The 17,767-nt window shown below is 41.1% G+C and carries 13 protein-coding genes; 8 read left to right on the forward strand and 5 right to left on the reverse strand.

Going from position 1 to position 17,767, the window contains the following annotated elements:
* Nucleotides 1–61: 61 nt before the first annotated feature.
* On the reverse strand, nucleotides 62–373 hold the full coding sequence (locus BLQ81_RS13525) for a DUF721 domain-containing protein (protein WP_092730883.1): 312 nt from the start codon (nucleotides 371–373) through the stop codon (nucleotides 62–64).
* A 121-nt stretch (nucleotides 374–494) separates the two neighbouring features.
* Nucleotides 495–1,616, reverse strand: coding sequence for a radical SAM family heme chaperone HemW (gene hemW, locus BLQ81_RS13530; protein ID WP_092730885.1), 1,122 nt, complete (start codon nucleotides 1,614–1,616; stop codon nucleotides 495–497).
* Nucleotides 1,617–1,661: 45 nt separating this feature from the next.
* On the opposite strand from hemW, the gene BLQ81_RS13535 reads away from it, so the two are divergent.
* From BLQ81_RS13535 to porN, 8 genes are all read left to right on the forward strand, one after another.
* Nucleotides 1,662–3,362, forward strand: coding sequence for a BamA/TamA family outer membrane protein (locus BLQ81_RS13535; protein ID WP_139183634.1), 1,701 nt, complete (start codon nucleotides 1,662–1,664; stop codon nucleotides 3,360–3,362).
* Between the two features lie 14 nt (nucleotides 3,363–3,376).
* The gene (locus tag BLQ81_RS13540; protein WP_092730889.1) at nucleotides 3,377–4,486 is read left to right on the forward strand and encodes a DUF4271 domain-containing protein; all 1,110 of its coding nucleotides are present in this window, start codon (nucleotides 3,377–3,379) and stop codon (nucleotides 4,484–4,486) included.
* Between the two features lie 34 nt (nucleotides 4,487–4,520).
* Nucleotides 4,521–5,294 (forward strand): uroporphyrinogen-III synthase, encoded by a 774-nt coding sequence (locus BLQ81_RS13545; protein WP_092730891.1) that lies wholly within the window; start codon nucleotides 4,521–4,523, stop codon nucleotides 5,292–5,294.
* A gap of 74 nt (nucleotides 5,295–5,368) precedes the next feature.
* Complete coding sequence (locus BLQ81_RS13550; RefSeq protein ID WP_092730893.1) at nucleotides 5,369–6,349, forward strand: PorP/SprF family type IX secretion system membrane protein; 981 nt, start codon at nucleotides 5,369–5,371, stop codon at nucleotides 6,347–6,349.
* 168 nt (nucleotides 6,350–6,517) lie between these two features.
* Nucleotides 6,518–7,612: a T9SS ring complex lipoprotein PorK/GldK gene (gene porK / locus BLQ81_RS13555; protein WP_092730895.1), complete on the forward strand. Its 1,095-nt coding sequence runs from the start codon at nucleotides 6,518–6,520 to the stop codon at nucleotides 7,610–7,612.
* A gap of 43 nt (nucleotides 7,613–7,655) precedes the next feature.
* Nucleotides 7,656–8,438, forward strand: a complete 783-nt coding sequence (porL, locus tag BLQ81_RS13560; RefSeq protein WP_092730897.1) for a type IX secretion system motor protein PorL/GldL — start codon at nucleotides 7,656–7,658, stop codon at nucleotides 8,436–8,438.
* 37 nt (nucleotides 8,439–8,475) lie between these two features.
* Complete coding sequence (porM, locus tag BLQ81_RS13565; RefSeq protein ID WP_092730899.1) at nucleotides 8,476–10,074, forward strand: type IX secretion system motor protein PorM/GldM; 1,599 nt, start codon at nucleotides 8,476–8,478, stop codon at nucleotides 10,072–10,074.
* A 28-nt stretch (nucleotides 10,075–10,102) separates the two neighbouring features.
* A complete protein-coding gene (gene porN, locus BLQ81_RS13570; protein WP_092730901.1) occupies nucleotides 10,103–10,918 on the forward strand; it encodes a type IX secretion system ring subunit PorN/GldN in 816 nt (271 codons plus the stop codon).
* 13 nt (nucleotides 10,919–10,931) lie between these two features.
* Here porN and uvrC read toward each other — a convergent pair whose 3' ends face one another.
* The 3 genes from uvrC to porW all read right to left on the reverse strand — a co-directional run bounded on the left by uvrC (nucleotide 10,932) and on the right by porW (nucleotide 17,741).
* Nucleotides 10,932–12,737: an excinuclease ABC subunit UvrC gene (gene uvrC / locus BLQ81_RS13575; protein ID WP_092730903.1), complete on the reverse strand. Its 1,806-nt coding sequence runs from the start codon at nucleotides 12,735–12,737 to the stop codon at nucleotides 10,932–10,934.
* A 72-nt stretch (nucleotides 12,738–12,809) separates the two neighbouring features.
* Entirely contained in the window at nucleotides 12,810–15,113 is a 2,304-nt protein-coding gene (locus BLQ81_RS13580; protein ID WP_092730905.1) for a penicillin-binding protein 1A, read from the reverse strand.
* Between the two features lie 6 nt (nucleotides 15,114–15,119).
* A complete protein-coding gene (gene porW, locus BLQ81_RS13585; protein WP_092730907.1) occupies nucleotides 15,120–17,741 on the reverse strand; it encodes a type IX secretion system periplasmic lipoprotein PorW/SprE in 2,622 nt (873 codons plus the stop codon).
* Nucleotides 17,742–17,767 lie beyond the last annotated feature (26 nt).

The raw sequence follows: 17,767 nt of genomic DNA on the forward strand, positions 1-17,767 counted from the left end.
ATCCTTATTATTTGGAGGGAATTCAGTTGGCCCGGTCCAGTTAAAAATTGTCAAAAAGAGGTTAAAGACAAATAAGATCTTCTACCACGCCTTTTCCTACTTGATCCTCGATCAGAAGCAGAACTTTGGAGCGGTTTAGCATCAGTTCTTTTTTAACAGGTCCGGAGCTTAGTTTTACAAAAAGCTTCTTATCTCTGATAAATACAGCGGTCGTTCGGTCTGAAATGGTCTTTCCCACAATTTCTCCCCAAAAACTAATCAGTTGTTTTTCTTTGAATTTATCCTCTAATCGATACGCTTTGAGTAACTCATTGAACGCTGCCTCCAAAGGTGCAGCTTCCTTTTTTCTCCTAGGATTTGAATTGTAATTCATGTGTTTGTCAGTTGATTCTAAAGGACAGATTTGCAGGCGGGAGGATTGCCTTGGATAATCATCCCACTATTCAAGTCTCGCGTAATGCCTGTTTGATTCAGCCAGACTCGATTTTATGAATTCAGATGAACAGTTCGGCTGCGATACAGTCTGCCAGCAACTTTCCCCTTTTGCTCAAAGATAGGATTTTACCATCCCATATTAGGCAACCCATCTTTTCTAATTTCTCAATCTCTTTTCTTTTGCTATCCAGAATATCGACCCCATATTCACTGCATAATTCGGCTGGCGAAAGTCCCCAAATCGTACGCAAACCGGTAAGAATTCTGTCATTTACCTGATCTTCCTTTGTGGAGAGTTCTAATTCAAAAGGACTTGTACCAGCTTCCAACTCTTTAATGTAGGCGGTATTTGAAGCCGGATTGAGACCGCGGTTTTTTCCGTCAAAGGAATGAGCGCTGGGCCCTACACCGAGGTATGGAACACCCGTCCAATAATTTGTATTGTGCAAGGCAAATTGGCCTGACTTGCCAAAATTTGAAATTTCGTATTGGATGTATCCTGATTTTTCTGATTGCTCCTGAAGTAGTTCAAACTGCTCTGCCACAAAATCTTCTTCTGCAGGCTGAAATCGACCCTTTATAATCCATTTGCCCAAAGCAGTTTTTGGTTCTACGGTAAGCGAATAAGCGGAAATATGCCCCGGATCCTGGCGAAGTGCTTCTGTCAGATCCTTCTCCCAAATAGAATGATCTCCATATGGAAAGCCATAAATCAAGTCAATGGAAAACTTTTCAAATCCCGCGTCTCTCCCTCGATAAATCGCGTCCAAGGCCTCAGAGGCAGAATGAACGCGATTGTAAAATTGTAATATTTCTTCCTGAAAACTCTGGATACCCAAGCTCAATCGATCAATGCCCAATTCTTTCCAAAACTTTAAATTTTCAGCAGAAAGGTCGTCTGGATTTGCCTCAAGTGTAACTTCCTGCAAGTCTGTGCGAAAAGTTGTTTGAATTTTTTCCAGTAAAAAATTCAGGTTTTTTTCCGAAAGGAGAGATGGGGTACCTCCTCCCAAGTAGACGGTTTTGATGGGTTGTCCGGCGAGATAATCTTTTCGGATTTCGAGCTCTTTACCGATTGCTTTCACGAGTTGATCCATTCGGTTCAGATTGGTGCTGAAATGAAAGTCGCAGTAATGGCAAGCTTGCTTGCAAAAGGGAATGTGAATGTAGATGCCTGCCAAGTGAATTCGATTAACTTGCGAATATAAACAATCCTGAATAGCACCTTGAAGTCACTTTTTTTGACAGTAGTTAGTTGGTTGACTTTTAGCCAGGCAATTTGTCTGGGTCAACAGATCATTCGAGTGGAATGGACTGAATCTCCAACCTCGGAAATCAAAAAAATCAGAGAATTTGGCACGTTCACTGAAGTGGGGAAATTGACTGACTCGGTTTCCTTGATTTTCAAGTCCGAGGGGTACTTAGAAGGGTATTTTAGGGAGAAAAATTTTAACGACACGTTGCGTTTGACTTGGGATTTTGGTCAACTATTTCGGTGGGAAAACATTAAGCCGGGAAGCGTTCCTGAAGAATTTTTTGCATCCTTGGGAAAGCCGATGTTAAGCTATAAAGCTCCTTACCAGTGGATTGATCGAGTCCTTAGCTATGCCGAAGACACAGGATATCCCTTTGCCGAGTTAAAAATAGATAGCTTGACTATCAGAAATAATCTGATCTCCGGAGTGTTGGAGTACAACTCTGGCCCAAGGATCACTTGGGATAGCTTGGAGATTGCAGGTGGAAGTAAAACTGATAAGCGATACCTTCAGCAGGTTACAGGCTTGATCCCAGGCCAACCCTTTTCACAAAAAGACCTGGCAAAAGCCACTCAAACCATCCGTAAATCACCTTATTTCACGGTTGTTGAGTCACCTGAATTGGCATTTCAGATGCGGCAGGCAAAGCCCATTTTTATGCTTCAGGATCGAAGAGTCAATGTGTTTGACGGAGTTATTGGGCTTTTGCCTAATGAGAATGAACTAGGAAAAGTCTTGATTACTGGGGAAGTGGATCTTCAATTGTATCATCTAGGAGGGAAAGGCAGGGATTTCTCTCTTAATTGGCAAAGGCTGAATATTCAATCCCAATCCCTGGAAATTAAAGCTAAAGAATCCTTTGTCTTTCATACCCCATTGGATGTTGGGGTAGGTTTCTCTTTGCTCAAACAGGATTCCAGTTTTGTGAATCGGATGTTTGAACTGGATTTTGGATTTCGGATATCAGATAAAACCTATTTGAATTTCTTTACAAAAAGGCAAGCAGGAGATCTGATATCACCCGAAGACATCATTCCTGATCAGGCCTTGCCTGCCTCGATTGACTACAGATGGAATCAATATGGGATCGGAATGGATTGGAATACCCTGGATTCACCAGTTTCTCCAAGAAGGGGCAGCAGAATTCAAGGAAGGTTTTCTTTAGGCAATAAGCAAATACTGCAAAACACGGGACTACCTGAGGAATTATATGATGGGCTTGAAGAATCCTCTGCGCAGTATCAAGGGTGGTTTTCAGGAGAAAAACATCTGTTTGTTAAACCTACCTGGGGAATGTGGTTTAGAGCAGTTGGGGGATTTCTTCAAAATCAGAATTTGTTCCTCAATGAGCTTTATCGGGTAGGTGGATTGAAAAGTCTTCGTGGATTTAACGAGAAAAATTTCTTTGCAAAAAGTTTTGGCTATCTCAATCTCGAACAGCGCTTGTTTTTTGATCAAAATTCCTTTCTGATTGTTTTTGCTGACCTTGGGATCATCGAAAACCCGTATAATTCTCCCAAGATTGACCGTCCATTTTCATTTGGCACGGGAATCAATTTGGACACTGACGGAGGATTATTCAGTTTTGTGCTTGCGATAGGGAAATCTGACATCCAAGCCTTATCGTTTTCTTATTCCAGGATTCACTTTGGGTATCTGGCTAGGTTTTAGCGGGTGAAAAATTTATGTCTAAAATTCGACTACTATTCTTTTTTTACTTTCTGCTGAGTACTGCATCGGTAGCACAGGTGTTGGAAAATTATGACGGGCTATGGAAATCTGCACGGGAGGAATCTTGGTTTGGGAGCAACAATCAAATTGAGCTAAAACTTAATTTGACCGCATTTCCCCAATCTGAATTCCAGATTAAATTACCTGCTAAATCCACTGTTTTTATTGATCAAAAACTGTGGCAATTGACGACAGGCGATACAGTTTTTTATAAATCGGTCAATGAATTGAAGGCGGAGTTTAGAAAAGATTCATTGGACTTCACAGTGGTAAGTCCCAATCTTGCCCCGATGAATGTGGGGATTAAGAAATTAATAGGACGGATTGATGGAGTTGATACTAGCGTAATTTCGGAGGGAGTTCCACTTTTAGAACGATTCGTCCCCCAGTCTGTGAAAGATTTTTATTTTACAGGCTTATTTGTGATTATTTTTTTCCTTGCCTTGTATAAGCTTGCCTACCCATATTTGTTGGCAGTGATGCTTCAGCCCTTGGCAGTAATCAGTGCTGAGGACTTTTCTGAAAGCGGTAACCTTCAAAAGTTTTTTTCATTTGACATTATTTTCTATCTCTTGATTGTGGGAATGATGATTTCGCAGACTGCTGTTACAGGTTTGGTGATTTTCAAAAAAGACTGGCTGGAGACATGGATTGGATTGGATTTTTCTTCACTCTTGCTGATTTGGCTACTTGGCGCATTTGCAATATTGGTCTTGACCATCTTTAAGTTTATCGGTATCCGTGTGATATCTTACTTATTTGATTTGGGAAAGGCGGAGTTTTCGCATTTTTTCTATCTTTTGAGATTGGTAGTTTTTGGATTTGCCTTAGTTTTGTTGGTGGGGGCTTATTTTGTTGCCAACAATTTTTCGGAACTGGGATCTGCCCTAACGATTTTAATTACGGGCTTCTTTTGGTTTTATATTTTCGGGGTAGTGGGTTTATTTCTTATTATGATGAATAGACTGAGTTTTAAGAAATACCATTTATTTACCTACCTTTGTATTGCTGAATTAGTACCATTTCTAATCTTTTCAAAGTGGATTATGTTTCTTGGTCTATGAGGTGTTTTAACCAAAAATTAAGGAAATAACTAGCATGAGTGCAACTCCAAAAGATCGCTTTAAGCCAGTAAAAAGTATTCTAGTTTCCCAGCCAAAACCTACTGATGTAAATTCTCCCTACGTCCTGCTTTCGGAAAAGTATAAACTAAAAATAGACTTTAGACAATTCATTAAGGTCGAGCCTGTTCCGCCAAAAGAATTCCGAAAGCAAAAGATTGATATTTTGAAGCATACGGCAGTCATTTTTACAAGCCGGAATGCCATCGATCACTTTTTTGCGATTTGTAAGGATTTCAAGATAGAAATGCCTGCTGAAATGAAATACTTCTGCATTTCAGATCAAACTGCACATTACCTCCAAAAGTATATTGTCATCCGAAAGCGAAAGTTATTCGTGGGACAGAAGACAGCTGAGGATCTTTTTGATTACTTCAAGAAGCACAAAAACGAGAAGTATTTGTTCCCATGCTCTGATATCCGAAAGGATGACATACCCGGATACATGGAAAAACATGGTATCGCATTCACTGAGGCCATTATTTATCATACGGTTGCAGCAGATTTGACTGATCTGGCAGATGTTAAATATGATGTTTTGGCCTTCTTCAGTCCATCAGGCATCAAATCCTTAAAACAAAACTTTCCGGATTTCGTCCAAGGAAACACCAGAATTGCTGCATTTGGTCCTACTACAGCACAGGCTGTTCGGGATTTGGATTTGATTTTGGATATTGAGGCGCCAATGCCAAATGCGCCAAGTATGACGGGGGCATTGGAGCTTTATATCAAAAAGGCAAATAATTTGTAAATCTTAAAATCATTTTCTGTGGTTTTTCAGTTTAAATTCATGTACTATTTAAAAATGGGAAAGACTACAGCCTGATGAATACCAAAAGCCGCTTGGATAACTTTTTAAAAACAGGAATCGTGCTGATTCTGCTTTTAAATGCAGTAAGCGCATATTGCCAACAGGACGCACAGTTTACCCAATACATGTACAATGGCATGTTTTACAATCCTGCTTTTGCGGGGAAAGAGGGGGGGTATCGTTTTTCTGCACTTCATCGGTCCCAATGGCTCAACTATACTACCACTTCAGGACAAGGAGGGGCGCCTATCACTCAATTGATCACCGCAGAAGGAAGGCTTGAGGGTAAAAATATAGGGTATGGCATATCCATCGTCAATGATCAGATCGGAGCGGCAGGAAATCTCGAAATCAATCTTAAAGCTAGCTACCATAAAAAAATAAACAGGGCCACATTGAGTTTTGGTGGGTATGCCGGAATATTTTCGAGTTCCTTGGATTATGGGGGAATTATTGTTGTCAATCCTGAACCTACTCTACCCAACGCAGGCAAAGAAGGCCAATTAGCTTTGGATTTTGGAGCAGGTATTTTGTATGATCGGGGAGATTATTATTTGGGACTGAGTTCAAAACACCTAAATCAGCCAGCATTTGATTTTGGAGATGGAGCCTACGCAAATCAGTTAAAAAACCATTCTTATGTATTGTTCGGTTATAGAATCAGACCAATAGGTCAATTGAGAATAGAACCCAGTTTGCTAATCAAAACTGTATCGTTTAATAATTTTTCTTATGATGTCAGCGTTATGGCAACACATCAGAATAAGATCAATGCAGGATTGGCGTATCGTGGGGAGGAGTCTATTTCTTTGATTTTGGGATATAGTTTATTGAGAGACAATTCTCTAAAGCTAGGTTATGCATTTGATTTAGTCACCGGGGGATTAGATGCCAAATCTCCGACCAGTCACGAGTTAATGCTAAGGTATGTTCTTTCGTCCTCCAACCGAGAGATAGAACGTGTTATTCAAAGAACCCCAAGATTTAGATTTTAAATCTGATTCTCGGTAAAATGCTTTACAGCAAATGCCGATTACGTTTCGTTTACAAAAAGGTTTATAATTGGCAGGTTATTTGCATTATTGGGGTTTATTCGCCTAAATTTCGAATTAGGATTAAGATTTGTGTTGAGCAATAATTTGATGATTTCAAAAACGTCATTTATGTATAAAAAAATGAAAATTCGCTTAGTCCCGATAACTTTGGGTTTAGCATTAGCAACCCTTTTGCCAGGTTGCGGGCTTTTTAATAAGAAGGGATCTGCAAGTGAAAAGTCCAACAGGCGAGGCGAGGTTACCGGGGTAGCCAAAAGAGCGAGCTGGCAGCAAAATCTCCCGATAGACATGGTACCAGTGAAAGCTGGTACTTTTTGGATGGGACAATCTGATGAAGATATTGCCTACACGCAGTCTGCTATGAATAAGCAAATCACTATTTCTGAATTTTTTATGGACAAATACGAAGTGTCCAATAACAAATACAGACAATTTTTGGAGGCTGTTAAAAACGGAGAGTTAGCCACCGGTACCCCCACTACGCTAAAAGATCCACCCACATTTAACTTTGAGGAACTTAAACCTGACACTACAGTGTGGTCGACAAGCTTCTCTTATCATTATGGAGATCCTTTGATGGAATTTTATTTTGACCACCCAGCTTTTGACGATTATCCTGTGGTAGGAATTACTTGGGATCAAGCGCAGCAATACTGTGTGTGGAGAACCTATCATCTCAGGGCTAATGATGACTCTGATTTTGATATTCCTTCTTTTAGACTTCCTTCTGAGGCAGAGTGGGAATATGCAGCAAAAGGCGGCAAGGATGTCGCTAAATATCCTTGGGGAGGTCCATATCTTAAAAACAAAAGAGGTTGTCTGATGGCAAACTTCAAACCGGGTAGGGGTAATTACATCGATGATGGTTTTGCTTACACTGCGCCCGTGGATGTTTTTTCTCCGAATGGATTTGGATTGTATAACATGTCCGGTAATGTGGCAGAATGGGTGATGGACGCATATAAAGCAACATCCAGAGTCGATACTTGGGATTTGGATCCGGTATATAACGATCCAAATGAACCAAGAAAGATAGTTCGGGGCGGAAGCTGGAAAGATATCGCACATTATTTAGAGACGTCTACCCGGACCTATGAATATCAGGACGTGGCTCAGGCACACATTGGATTCAGAACTGCTATGACTTTCATGGGCAGATCCGGATCAATGGATGTAAAGTCTTCAAAGCGTACAAGACGGTAATTCAAATTTTCAAAAAACCTAAACCTTAATTTATAATTTACAAATGGCTAATAACAGCAACTCGTTTAAAGCAAAGTTCTACGGCAATTGGATGCCAAAAATCTACGGTATTGGTGCCTCTGTCGTAATTTTAGGTGCAATGTTTAAAATTCTGGATTGGCAATTTGCCAACATCATGATCGGTGTTGGATTGACCACAGAAGCAATAATATTTTTTCTTTCTTCATTTGAGCCAAAAGCAGAAGAAATGGACTGGAGTAAAATTTATCCTGAACTTGCTGATGGAGGTTCTAAAAAGACCAAGGGAGACGATGTTTCTGCCAAATTGGATGACATGCTTGCAAAAGCTAAAATAGGCCCGGAATTGATAGAAAGCTTGGGTAAAGGGATGCAAAATTTAGCAACATCGGCAGAAAAAATGGGTAATCTTTCTGATGCTGCCGTTGCTACAAATGAGTATGCGACAAATGTAAAATCCGCTGCAAAGACTTTGGTGGATATGAATGCTTCTTATAGCAAAACCGCAGCAGCCCTTACCGAAATGTCTGCAGCTTCTCAGGATGCAAAAGCATACCATACTCAAGTTCAGAATGTAACTAAAAATCTTTCTGCACTGAATACAGTTTATGAAATGGAATTGCAGGATGCAAACAGCCATGTAAAGACATTGAATAAATTCTACAGCAATATGACTTCAGCTATGCAAGGCTTGTCCGAAGCAGGTAAGGAAACTGAAGCATTTAAAAATGAATTGGTCAAGTTGAATCAAAACGTTAGCTCGCTTAATAAAATTTATGGCGGAATGCTTTCAGCCATGAAAGGTTAATTAATCCCAAACATCTAAATAATAGATACTAAATAAGATGGCAGGAGCTAAAGAGACACCTAGGCAGAGGATGATCGGAATGATGTACTTGGTATTGACGGCCCTTTTGGCCCTCCAAGTAAGTAATCAGATCCTTCAGAAGTTCGTTCTCATCAACGATGGGATGGAAAGAACCTCACGGAATTATATTTCAAAAAACGAATCCTCTGTAGCTAATATTAAAGGAGCGGTAGAAGAGCAGGGAAATAACCCGAAAGATCTTCCAAAAGTAGGAGCTTCTCAAGCGGTTAGAAATGAGACGAAAGAAATTTTCTCGTATTTGGAAGACCTGAAACAGCAACTCATTACTCAGGCAAATGCAAAGAATGATGAAGGTAACTTTGTTAATTCCGCGTTGAAGAATACTGAAGTTCCGGGTAATTTATTTGCGAACAGCGGTAAAGGAGAAGAGTTGAAAGAAAAACTTAATAACTATCCCACTCAAATCTCAGGCATTCTGAATGGTATAGGAATTACAGGAATGACTTTTCCTCCAATTGCTCGGGATGCAAAAGATATTGAGCTATTTGCTAACGACAGAGAAGCTCGAAACAAGAGCTTTGTAAACCTCACGTTTGTAAAATCACCTGTTGGAGCGGTGTTGGCACTTATTTCCCAATATCAAAATGAAGTCTTAAATATAGAAAGTGAGGCATTGAGCGAAATTGCCAAGTCAATAGGTACTTTCTATTTCAAAGCGGATATTTTGGAAGGTAAAATTGCTGCCGTTTCTAATGTGGTTGCAGCAGGCACCAAATTTCAAGGTGATATGTTTATCGCCTCTGCTTCATCTTCTGCAGCCCCGACGATGACTTTGGGAGGACGTACAGTCCCTGTTGAAAATGGTTTTGGAAAAGTAGAGTTTACAGTGCCTCCTGCGGGAAGTTATGACGACAAGGGTCTTTCCAGACAATTATTGAAGGGTGAAATTATCACCAATGTTGGAGGTGAAGATCAAGTGATTCCTGTTGAATACGAATATTTTGTAGCGCAGCCTATCATCAAAGTTTCTTCAGAAGTTGTTCAGCAGCTATATGCCGATTGTGCCAATGAATTATTGATTGAAGTTCCGGCTCTAGGCAACACCTATTCTCCTGACTTCAATGTGAGCAATGGACAATCCATTAAAGGAAGTAAACCCGGTCAGATTACCGTGATTCCTGGAGGGTCAGGAAAAGTTACTATTGGCGTAAGCAGTGGTGGAAATAGAATCGGTGACGTTGTGTTTGACATTAAGCCTGTTCCATTGCCTACGATTAAAGCTTTGGCAGCAAATGGATCTGAAATGGATGGAGCTGTTGCACACGCAATAAATGTTTTCAGTGGAATGAAGGTGGCTGCGGTTGCAGAACCAACGTTTGCAAGAACAATGTCGAAAGATTCCAATTTTGAAGTAACTGGGGGAGAACTTATTCTCCTGAGAAGTGAGGTTCCAAGAGGTACAGTTCCAATTGGTGGTAGTATGCGAACACTACTAGAAAGTGCACGTCCTGGCGATGACATCGTAATCAGGGTAACACAAGTTACAAGAACAAATTTCAGAGGAAATAAAATCAACTCTGAACTAAGACAGATTATCCGACTTGCTGTTAAGTAATTGGATTTCGAAGTAAATAAAGAAAATTATGAAACGATTTGTGCAACACATCTTCCTGGCAGTTTTGGTTGTCGTTGGATTGGTACCTCTTCGCACCAATGCCCAAGTGGCCACCAGTGTCACCCCATCAGGTTTTGGAGATCGTCAGTTCTCCATGGATACCATTTATTCAGCCAAGCGAATCAGGGATGATGATAAGATGTATCAAATCTCGGTTTGGCGTAGAATAGATTTGAGAGAAAAGTACAACCTCTCGCTCTATGGTTCAGGGGATAACAAAGCCAATGGGATTGTAACTCAGATTTATAAGGCTATTGTTGATGAAAACGCATTTGAGGTATTTGCTGATCCGGAATTTTCCAAACCGCTCTCTATTGCACAGTTCCAGGACAATTTCTGGATTTCAGCAAATGGAGATTCAATCTTTTCTAAACAACTTTATTACCTGGATTTCAAAGAGGACTTTGTTTTTGATAAACATCATTCCCAACTCAAATTTGATATCAAATACATTGAATTGGTGATGCCCTCTCAAACAAATGCCAATGCGGGTCAAAAAACTGTGGGTTTTGTTCGATACAAGGATTTTGTCAATTATTTCAAAAGTCATCCAACAGCCAGATGGCATAATTTTCAAAATATTTCAAAAAGCTTAACTTACGATGAAGCTTTTGAATCCAGATTATTCAGATCTGTAGTCAGAAGGTTTACTAATCCGGATGAAGCCTTGATTGCTGATTTGGTTAAATCCGATCATCCTAATCCCGAAATGCAAGCTTATCTTAATTCGCTTGGATTCGAATACAAATTGTTAGAATTTGAAAACTCTCTTTGGGAGTGGTAAAATAAAAAGGGGCTTAGGCCCCTTTATTTTTTTCCATCCATTCCAGGAGTGATTTCGCCCGGCTCATTCCGATTACCTCAGTCAATTCTGCCTCACTCGCAGATTTTATGTTTTTTACTGATTTGAAATGTTTCAATAGTTTGTCGGCAGTATTTTCTCCAATCCCTAAAATCCCGGTCAGCTGTGTCCCAAATGCATTTTTGCTTCTGACTTTGCGATGAAAAGTAATTGCAAATCGGTGTGCCTCATCGCGGATCCGCTGAAGTAATTTTAGACTTTCTGATTTTTTGTCGATGTGAATAGGATAGGAATCTCCCGGAAAATAGATTTCTTCCAATCGTTTGGCGATTCCGATGATTGGCATTCTTCCGTAGATTCCCAATTCCTGAAGCGCTTCGACTGCTGAGGATAATTGACCCTTGCCTCCATCGATTACAATAAGTTTCGGCAGTGGTTTTTCTTCCTCCATCAATCGTTTGTAGCGTCTTCCGACGATTTCCTTCATACTCGCAAAATCGTTGGCTCCCTCCACCGTCTTGATGTGGTAGTGGCGGTATTCTTTGACAGTCGGTTTCCCTCCCATAAAGCATACCATGCTCGCTACAGGGCTTGTCCCCTGAATGTTCGAGTTGTCAAAACACTCAATGTGATCCGGAATTTCGGGAAGGCTTAGATCCTGCTGAAGTTGCCTGATGACTCTATCCTTTTTGTCTTGGTTAAGCCCTTGAAGCAGCGCTTTTTCATTTTTGTAATACAGCGCATTCTTGAGTGAAAGTTCGATAAGTTTCTTTTTATCCCCGATTTTTGGAACGCTTACATTGAGTCCCTCGATGGGATTTTCCAATTCAATATTGATCAGAATCTCATCTGCATCACTTTGAAATTGATCTTGGAGATGAATCAGGGCTGTGATCAGTAACTCTTCATTGCTTTCATCCAATCGTTTTTTCAATTCCACATTTTTGGAAGTGATCATCGCACCGTTCTTTACACGCATGAAGTTTACATAAGCGTATTTTTCATCTGTGACGATGGTGCAAACATCAAGGTTTTGGATGCTTTGACTGGTGATGAGGGATTTGGATTGATATTTTTCCAAAAGATCCAATTTGTCTTTCATCTTTTGAGCCTTTTCAAACTCCAGATTCTCCGCCAAAGCTTGCATCTCCTGTTTGAAGTAGGTCTTTGGGACGCCAAGATTTCCTTTCAAAATATGTTTAGCCTGTTCTAAATCCTTGAGATAGGGGGCTTCCTTTTGTAAGCCAACGCATGGTCCTTGGCAATTGCCGATATGATATTCCAGGCATACTTTGTATTTGCCCTCATCGATTTTGTAGTGGCTCAGGTCGAGTTTACAGGTACGGATGGTAAATAAGTCACGGATGAGATCAAGAACATTGTTCATGGCCTTTACGCTTGCAAATGGCCCAAAGTAGGTTCCTCGCTTTGGGATGTGTTTGCGGGTTTGAAAAATGCGCGGGAAATTTTCCTTAGTGATAAGCAAATAAGGATAAGTCTTATCGTCCCTTAACAAAATGTTGTACCGGGGTTGACTTTTTTTGATGAGGTTATTTTCAAGCAGCAGCGCATCAAGCTCACTGTCCACGATCGTGATTTCGATTTTTCGGATCTCCCTGACCATTCTTTTGGTCTTATGGTTTACTCCTGTATTTTTATTGAAATAGCTGCTGACCCGCTTTTTTAGGCTTTTGGCTTTGCCTACATAGATCAATTCATTTTCCTCATTGAAATATTTATATACTCCCGGTTGATCGGGGAGTTGCAGGTGTTCTTCCGGTAAAAAGGATGAGGATTGCATGGGTTAAAATTAAAAAAACAGCCTGTGATTCAGGCTGCTTTTCATGGTATGTATTTTAAATAACTGACTAATTCAGAAATCGTTCTTTTTGGCGTCATAATCAAAATCTGCAAATCGTTGACTTTCCTGTTCGTAGCGGTCACAATTAATCTCTATACTGAGCGGTCGATCAGGTCTTGGAAAGGAACCTTTGGTGTACCCTAAGCTCTTGTCTTCATAGACTTTGGCCATGAATTTGACCCATATCGGTCTTGCAGTACGGCCACCTTGACCTGCTGACCAATTTCTGAAGTGAATTGCCCGATCATCTCCACCAACCCAGGTACCGGAAACCAAGTCTTTGCTTACGCCCATGTACCATCCGTCCGATGCATTTTGAGTGGTACCGGTTTTACCTCCAAGTTCATTTCCTTCTCGAAGTGTATAAGGAACTCCTTGACTCGTTCCCCCTCTCTCTTCAAATCCACCTCGAAGCATATACAACATCAAATAAGCGTGTTCTTCACTCATGGCAGGCTTTTTACGTGGGGTAAATTGCTGAATTACGTTTCCGTTTTTATCCTCTATGCGGTCTATGTAATAAGGTGTGGTATGTTCTCCTTGGTTTACAAATGTGCCAAATGCTCCGGTCATCTCGAATATGGACACATCATTTACTCCCAAAGCCAGAGAAGGCACTTCTTCCAAATCACTGGTAATGCCAAGTCTTCTCGCTGTTTCGATTACAATCTTTGGACTCAATTTTTTCATCATATATGCAGTAACCGAGTTTACAGATTCAGCCATTGCTTGCCTGATGGTCATTTTTTGATAGCTAAATTTACCGTCGGCATTAGAAGGACTCCAAGCTGGCTGACCGGGTATGTAGACTTCCACCGGTTGGTCGACCACTGAATAGCAAGGGCTGTAGCCATTTTCAATGGCTGCTGCGTAGACAAAGGGCTTAAAAGTTGATCCCGGCTGACGCTTAGCTTGCTTTACGTGGTCAAACTTGAAGTATTTGTGATCAATACCACCTACCCAGGCTTTGATGTGTCCGGTGTGGGGATCCATGCTCATAAATCCGGCCTGAAGAAATTTCTTGTAGTATCGCATGGAATCCATGGTACTCATCAGGGTGTCGATTTCTCCATCCCAGGAAAAGACACGCATTTTTTTCTTTTCGTTTAGCCTTAGATTAATCGAGTCGGTATCATCGCCATAGCGGACTTTAAGCAATCTGTAAGCTTCAGTCCGCTTTACTGCATTTTCGATGAAGTTGGGAATGACTTGAAAGTTTTCGTCTATCCATGGGTCTCTGTTCCCCATTTCCTTGTAAAATGCCTGCTGAAGGACTGACATGTGTTCCTGAACAGCTTCCTCAGCATAGCGCTGCATTCTGCTGTCTAGGGTGACATAGATTTTTAAGCCGTCTCCAAAAAGATCATAAGATGACCCGTCAGACTTGAGATTTTCTTTCGTCCACTTGATCAGGTCTGCTTTTACTATTTCTCTGAAATAGGTGGCAAGACCATGGTTTTGATTACGAACCCGGTAGTCAAGTTCGATCGGAAGCTTGGAAATTGAATCAAACTCTGTCTCAGTCAACAGCCCGTTTTTAGCCATTTGACCAAGAACGGTGTTCCTCCTTCTCAGTGAGTTCTCCGGATTGAAGACAGGACTGTAATAGGTCGGGGCTTTGAAAAGTCCTACCAAAACGGCTGACTCCTGAACAGACAACTCGGATGGTAGTTTATTGAAAAATGTTCCGGAGGCGGTTTTGATTCCGTAGGCATTGGAACCGAATTCAGAGGTATTGAGGTATAAAGTCAGGATTTCATCTTTGGTGTATGCTTTTTCCAACTGAGTAGCTACAATCCACTCTTTGGTTTTGATGATCAGCATGCGAAGTCCCGGCACCGAACTCAGGATGCCTTGAGAAGCGTCAGTTCGGGTTTTGAAGAGGTTTTTTGCAGTCTGTTGGCTCAATGTTGATCCTCCACCTGCATCTTGACCCAATAAAATGGATTTGACAAACACGCGCATCATTGCAGTCATGTCAATTCCGGAGTGCTCCTCAAATCTCACATCTTCGGTTGCAACGAGAGCCTGAACTAAGTTGGGGGATAGTTCTTCGTATTTTACGGGGCTTCTATTTTCACGGGCATAAGTCCCCAATAGAAAACCATCCGCTGAATATAGCTCAGAGGCCAATTCACTTTCAGGATTTTCCAGAGCCTTGAAATCCGGTAAAGTCCCAAATAAACCGAGAAAATTCACACTGACCATCCAGACAAACAGGATGAAGAAAATCACCCCTCCGACGAAGGAAATCCAAAGGTATTTTATTGTTTTACCGACCCAAACAGGATTTGATGGTTTGGTATTTTTTTGCATGGGATTTTACTTATATAGGGTTCGGAAGAAGGTTAGATATTCCTCCGTGTTTTTTGTTTTGTTGAGCGTCTGAAAATTTTCGATCGAGATAAAGAAGGAATTGGTGCGGGCACTTTCCTGCAATCCTTCGGACTTAAACTCTTCTGAAAATTTCAAATAATATTCTTTTGCTTTTTCGGCGTTAGAAAACGGACTTATAATATAAATCGCATTTTCTTGGGTCATATTCATGTTGCCAGTCCTAAGCCGGGCATTTGGAAAACTTTTTGAGTGAAAATTTTCAAGGTCCGCCAAGAGATTCTTTGCATTCTCGGATTCAGTTCGGGTCAAAGCGATCACAAAGATATGCGTTTGGGATTCGTTTAGCTTATAAGGAGAATCAGCCGGAACTACTTTTCCTGTATTTTCAGCCGCTTTATCTGCAAGAAGTTGGGTTGAGTCAATTGCGATACTTTCCTTTGGAGCTAAGGCGGCGAGTTCATCACTGCTTAGTAGAGGGCGGAGCATATTTCTTGCCAAACTGACCAAGGCCTCATCTTTCGTGTTTGCGATGTAAGACTCCAGTCTACTTTTGAATCGATCTCTACTTTCCAACTTGCCTATCACCATAACATCGAGCAGGAGTAGTTTTTCAGTGTTTCTGGTCAATGGATATGCTTCCAGAGTCGTTCTGATCAATTGTTGGGCTTCCTGATATTGCCCTCCATAATAGGCGTTGTAAGCCCGTTCATACCCCTTGGAAGATTCAAGTGCAGCTAGATTTCCGGAGGCCGCATTTGGGTTGTTGACGGAGTAAGTGTATTGCGATTCAGGATATTCCCTATTCAATCGGTTGATGTATTGCTCAAAATTTCCCTTGGAGTCTTTTTGTCCCAAGTAAAGCAGGTAATAAGCTTCAGGCTTACGTGTGGTCGTTGGATAATCCCGAATCAATGTTTCTAGATAATTGATACTTGGCTTTATTTCCTTCAAGTCGAAATACAGCAGTTTTCCAAGTTCAAAATACGATTCCTCCAACTCAGAATTTAGCAAAGAAATCTGTTCGGGGGTATTTGGGATTTTAGCCAATAGGCTTTCAATGGAAGGTAGGCCCGCTAAAATTTGGTTTTCAGAAGGCGACAGTGAATCGGTCGAACCCGTGGATTGCTGAGGTTGAATAGTCGTCTGAAAAATTGCAGACCTTCTTCTCCAATTATCCTGAATGGGGCGATTTCCCCAAACTCTGCTGAATTCAATTGCCCCCTGCTGCATGGCTACTCCATTGTCAAAGTAGAAACTGGCACCGGGGTCTCTTCCACTAAAAGCCAAAAGGTTATTGAAAATATTCGAATTTTTGGGAGGTTCTTTGGCTTTTGCTTCTCTGATCAGTCTTTCTTCTTCGGCAGCAATAAAATTCTGGGCGATAGTCTGTTGTTCTTCAGGACTCAATCCTGCAATCATAGTGAGACTGTCATTGAGCTGTATCCGTTCCACATGGAATACGTATTGGTCCAAGGTTTTCTTTTGTTCCCGGATGGAAAGTGCAGTTGGATCATCTTCACGAATAAAGGTGAGCGCACTGTCCAGATAGTACTTTGTCGCTCTAAAATCCTTGAATTCCCGAAGATTAATCTCCGCCAGTTTTTGATAAATATATCCTTTGAGTCTCGGGTTGCTACCCGGTTCTTTGGCAGCTTGATGAAGCAAATCCAGCGTCAAAGGAATATCCCCCTGTTTTTCCTCAAAGAGTGCCCGCTCGTAGACGACTACATCTTTCAGATCACTATTTTTTGAATCTTTATAAAGTCCGTCATAGTAATTTCTGACTTTCCTCAAATCTTTTGAGGCGTTGAGTTCAGCTACTTGCTGCGCATAGAGCATAGCAAAAAAGCTCCGTTCGTAGGGAGGATTTCCTTCAAGAGATTTTCTGTAATAATCATAAGCCAGGGCGTCAAGTCCCTCGCGCTGATAGCGTTGGGCGAGAATAAAATTGATTCTGGACTTTTCCTTTTTATCCGGGGCATATCCTACGGCTCGATCCAATGCCCCAATGACTCCATTAGCGTCAGTGCGGCTTTCGTAATAATAAGCGAGTGTTTTAAACAACTGAAACCTGTTTTCTTCTGAAATCCCAGTCTCTTTGGACAAATAGTCAATCGTAAAATTTGCCTGCTCGTATTCCCGTCGATCTATATAGAGATGTAATAGGCTGATCAGTGCTTTGTGGCGGAGTGCTTTGTCTTTGCTATTGCTGTTGACATATTTGAAGGCATTGAGTGCATCGTCTTGTTGGGCTTGCAGGTAATCTATTTTACCGAGTAAGTAATAGCTGTCATCGACCCATTTGGCGATGCGGTGCCAATCGATGGCTTTTGAAGAAAGTTCTCGTGCCGAATCCAATTTTTCTTTATTCTGTTGGATGGTAGCAGAATCTATCGGGATGAAAACAGGTAATACCTGTGTGAAGTCTTCTTTATAATTTAAGAAAACTTGCTTTTCCACATCCCTGATTTTGACATCGGCAAGGTAATAGGCATTAAAGTGTGACGTAAGATTGTGAAATGCCCTGTTGGTAAAGGTGTTGCGCTCAGAGGAACAGGCTCCGATAAAAATAACAATGACTACAGCCAGTCCGGAAAATCTTCTCATTTCAGAATTTACCCAATTAGAATACC

It is taken from the genome of Algoriphagus alkaliphilus, assembly GCF_900103735.1.
In the GTDB taxonomy this organism is placed as follows: domain Bacteria; phylum Bacteroidota; class Bacteroidia; order Cytophagales; family Cyclobacteriaceae; genus Algoriphagus; species Algoriphagus alkaliphilus.

Excerpts from the sequence above, each read along its gene's own strand:
- BLQ81_RS13525 (WP_092730883.1), bottom strand. The coding sequence starts at position 373 with ATGAATTACAATTCAAATCCTAGGAGAAAAAAGGAAGCTGCACCTTTG.
- BLQ81_RS13540 (WP_092730889.1), top strand. The coding sequence starts at position 3,377 with ATGTCTAAAATTCGACTACTATTCTTTTTTTACTTTCTGCTGAGTACT.
- BLQ81_RS13545 (WP_092730891.1), top strand. The coding sequence starts at position 4,521 with ATGAGTGCAACTCCAAAAGATCGCTTTAAGCCAGTAAAAAGTATTCTA.
- BLQ81_RS13550 (WP_092730893.1), top strand. The coding sequence starts at position 5,369 with ATGAATACCAAAAGCCGCTTGGATAACTTTTTAAAAACAGGAATCGTG.
- porK (WP_092730895.1), top strand. The coding sequence starts at position 6,518 with ATGTATAAAAAAATGAAAATTCGCTTAGTCCCGATAACTTTGGGTTTA.
- porL (WP_092730897.1), top strand. The coding sequence starts at position 7,656 with ATGGCTAATAACAGCAACTCGTTTAAAGCAAAGTTCTACGGCAATTGG.
- porM (WP_092730899.1), top strand. The coding sequence starts at position 8,476 with ATGGCAGGAGCTAAAGAGACACCTAGGCAGAGGATGATCGGAATGATG.
- porN (WP_092730901.1), top strand. The coding sequence starts at position 10,103 with ATGAAACGATTTGTGCAACACATCTTCCTGGCAGTTTTGGTTGTCGTT.
- uvrC (WP_092730903.1), bottom strand. The coding sequence starts at position 12,737 with ATGCAATCCTCATCCTTTTTACCGGAAGAACACCTGCAACTCCCCGAT.
- BLQ81_RS13580 (WP_092730905.1), bottom strand. The coding sequence starts at position 15,113 with ATGCAAAAAAATACCAAACCATCAAATCCTGTTTGGGTCGGTAAAACA.
- porW (WP_092730907.1), bottom strand. The coding sequence starts at position 17,741 with ATGAGAAGATTTTCCGGACTGGCTGTAGTCATTGTTATTTTTATCGGA.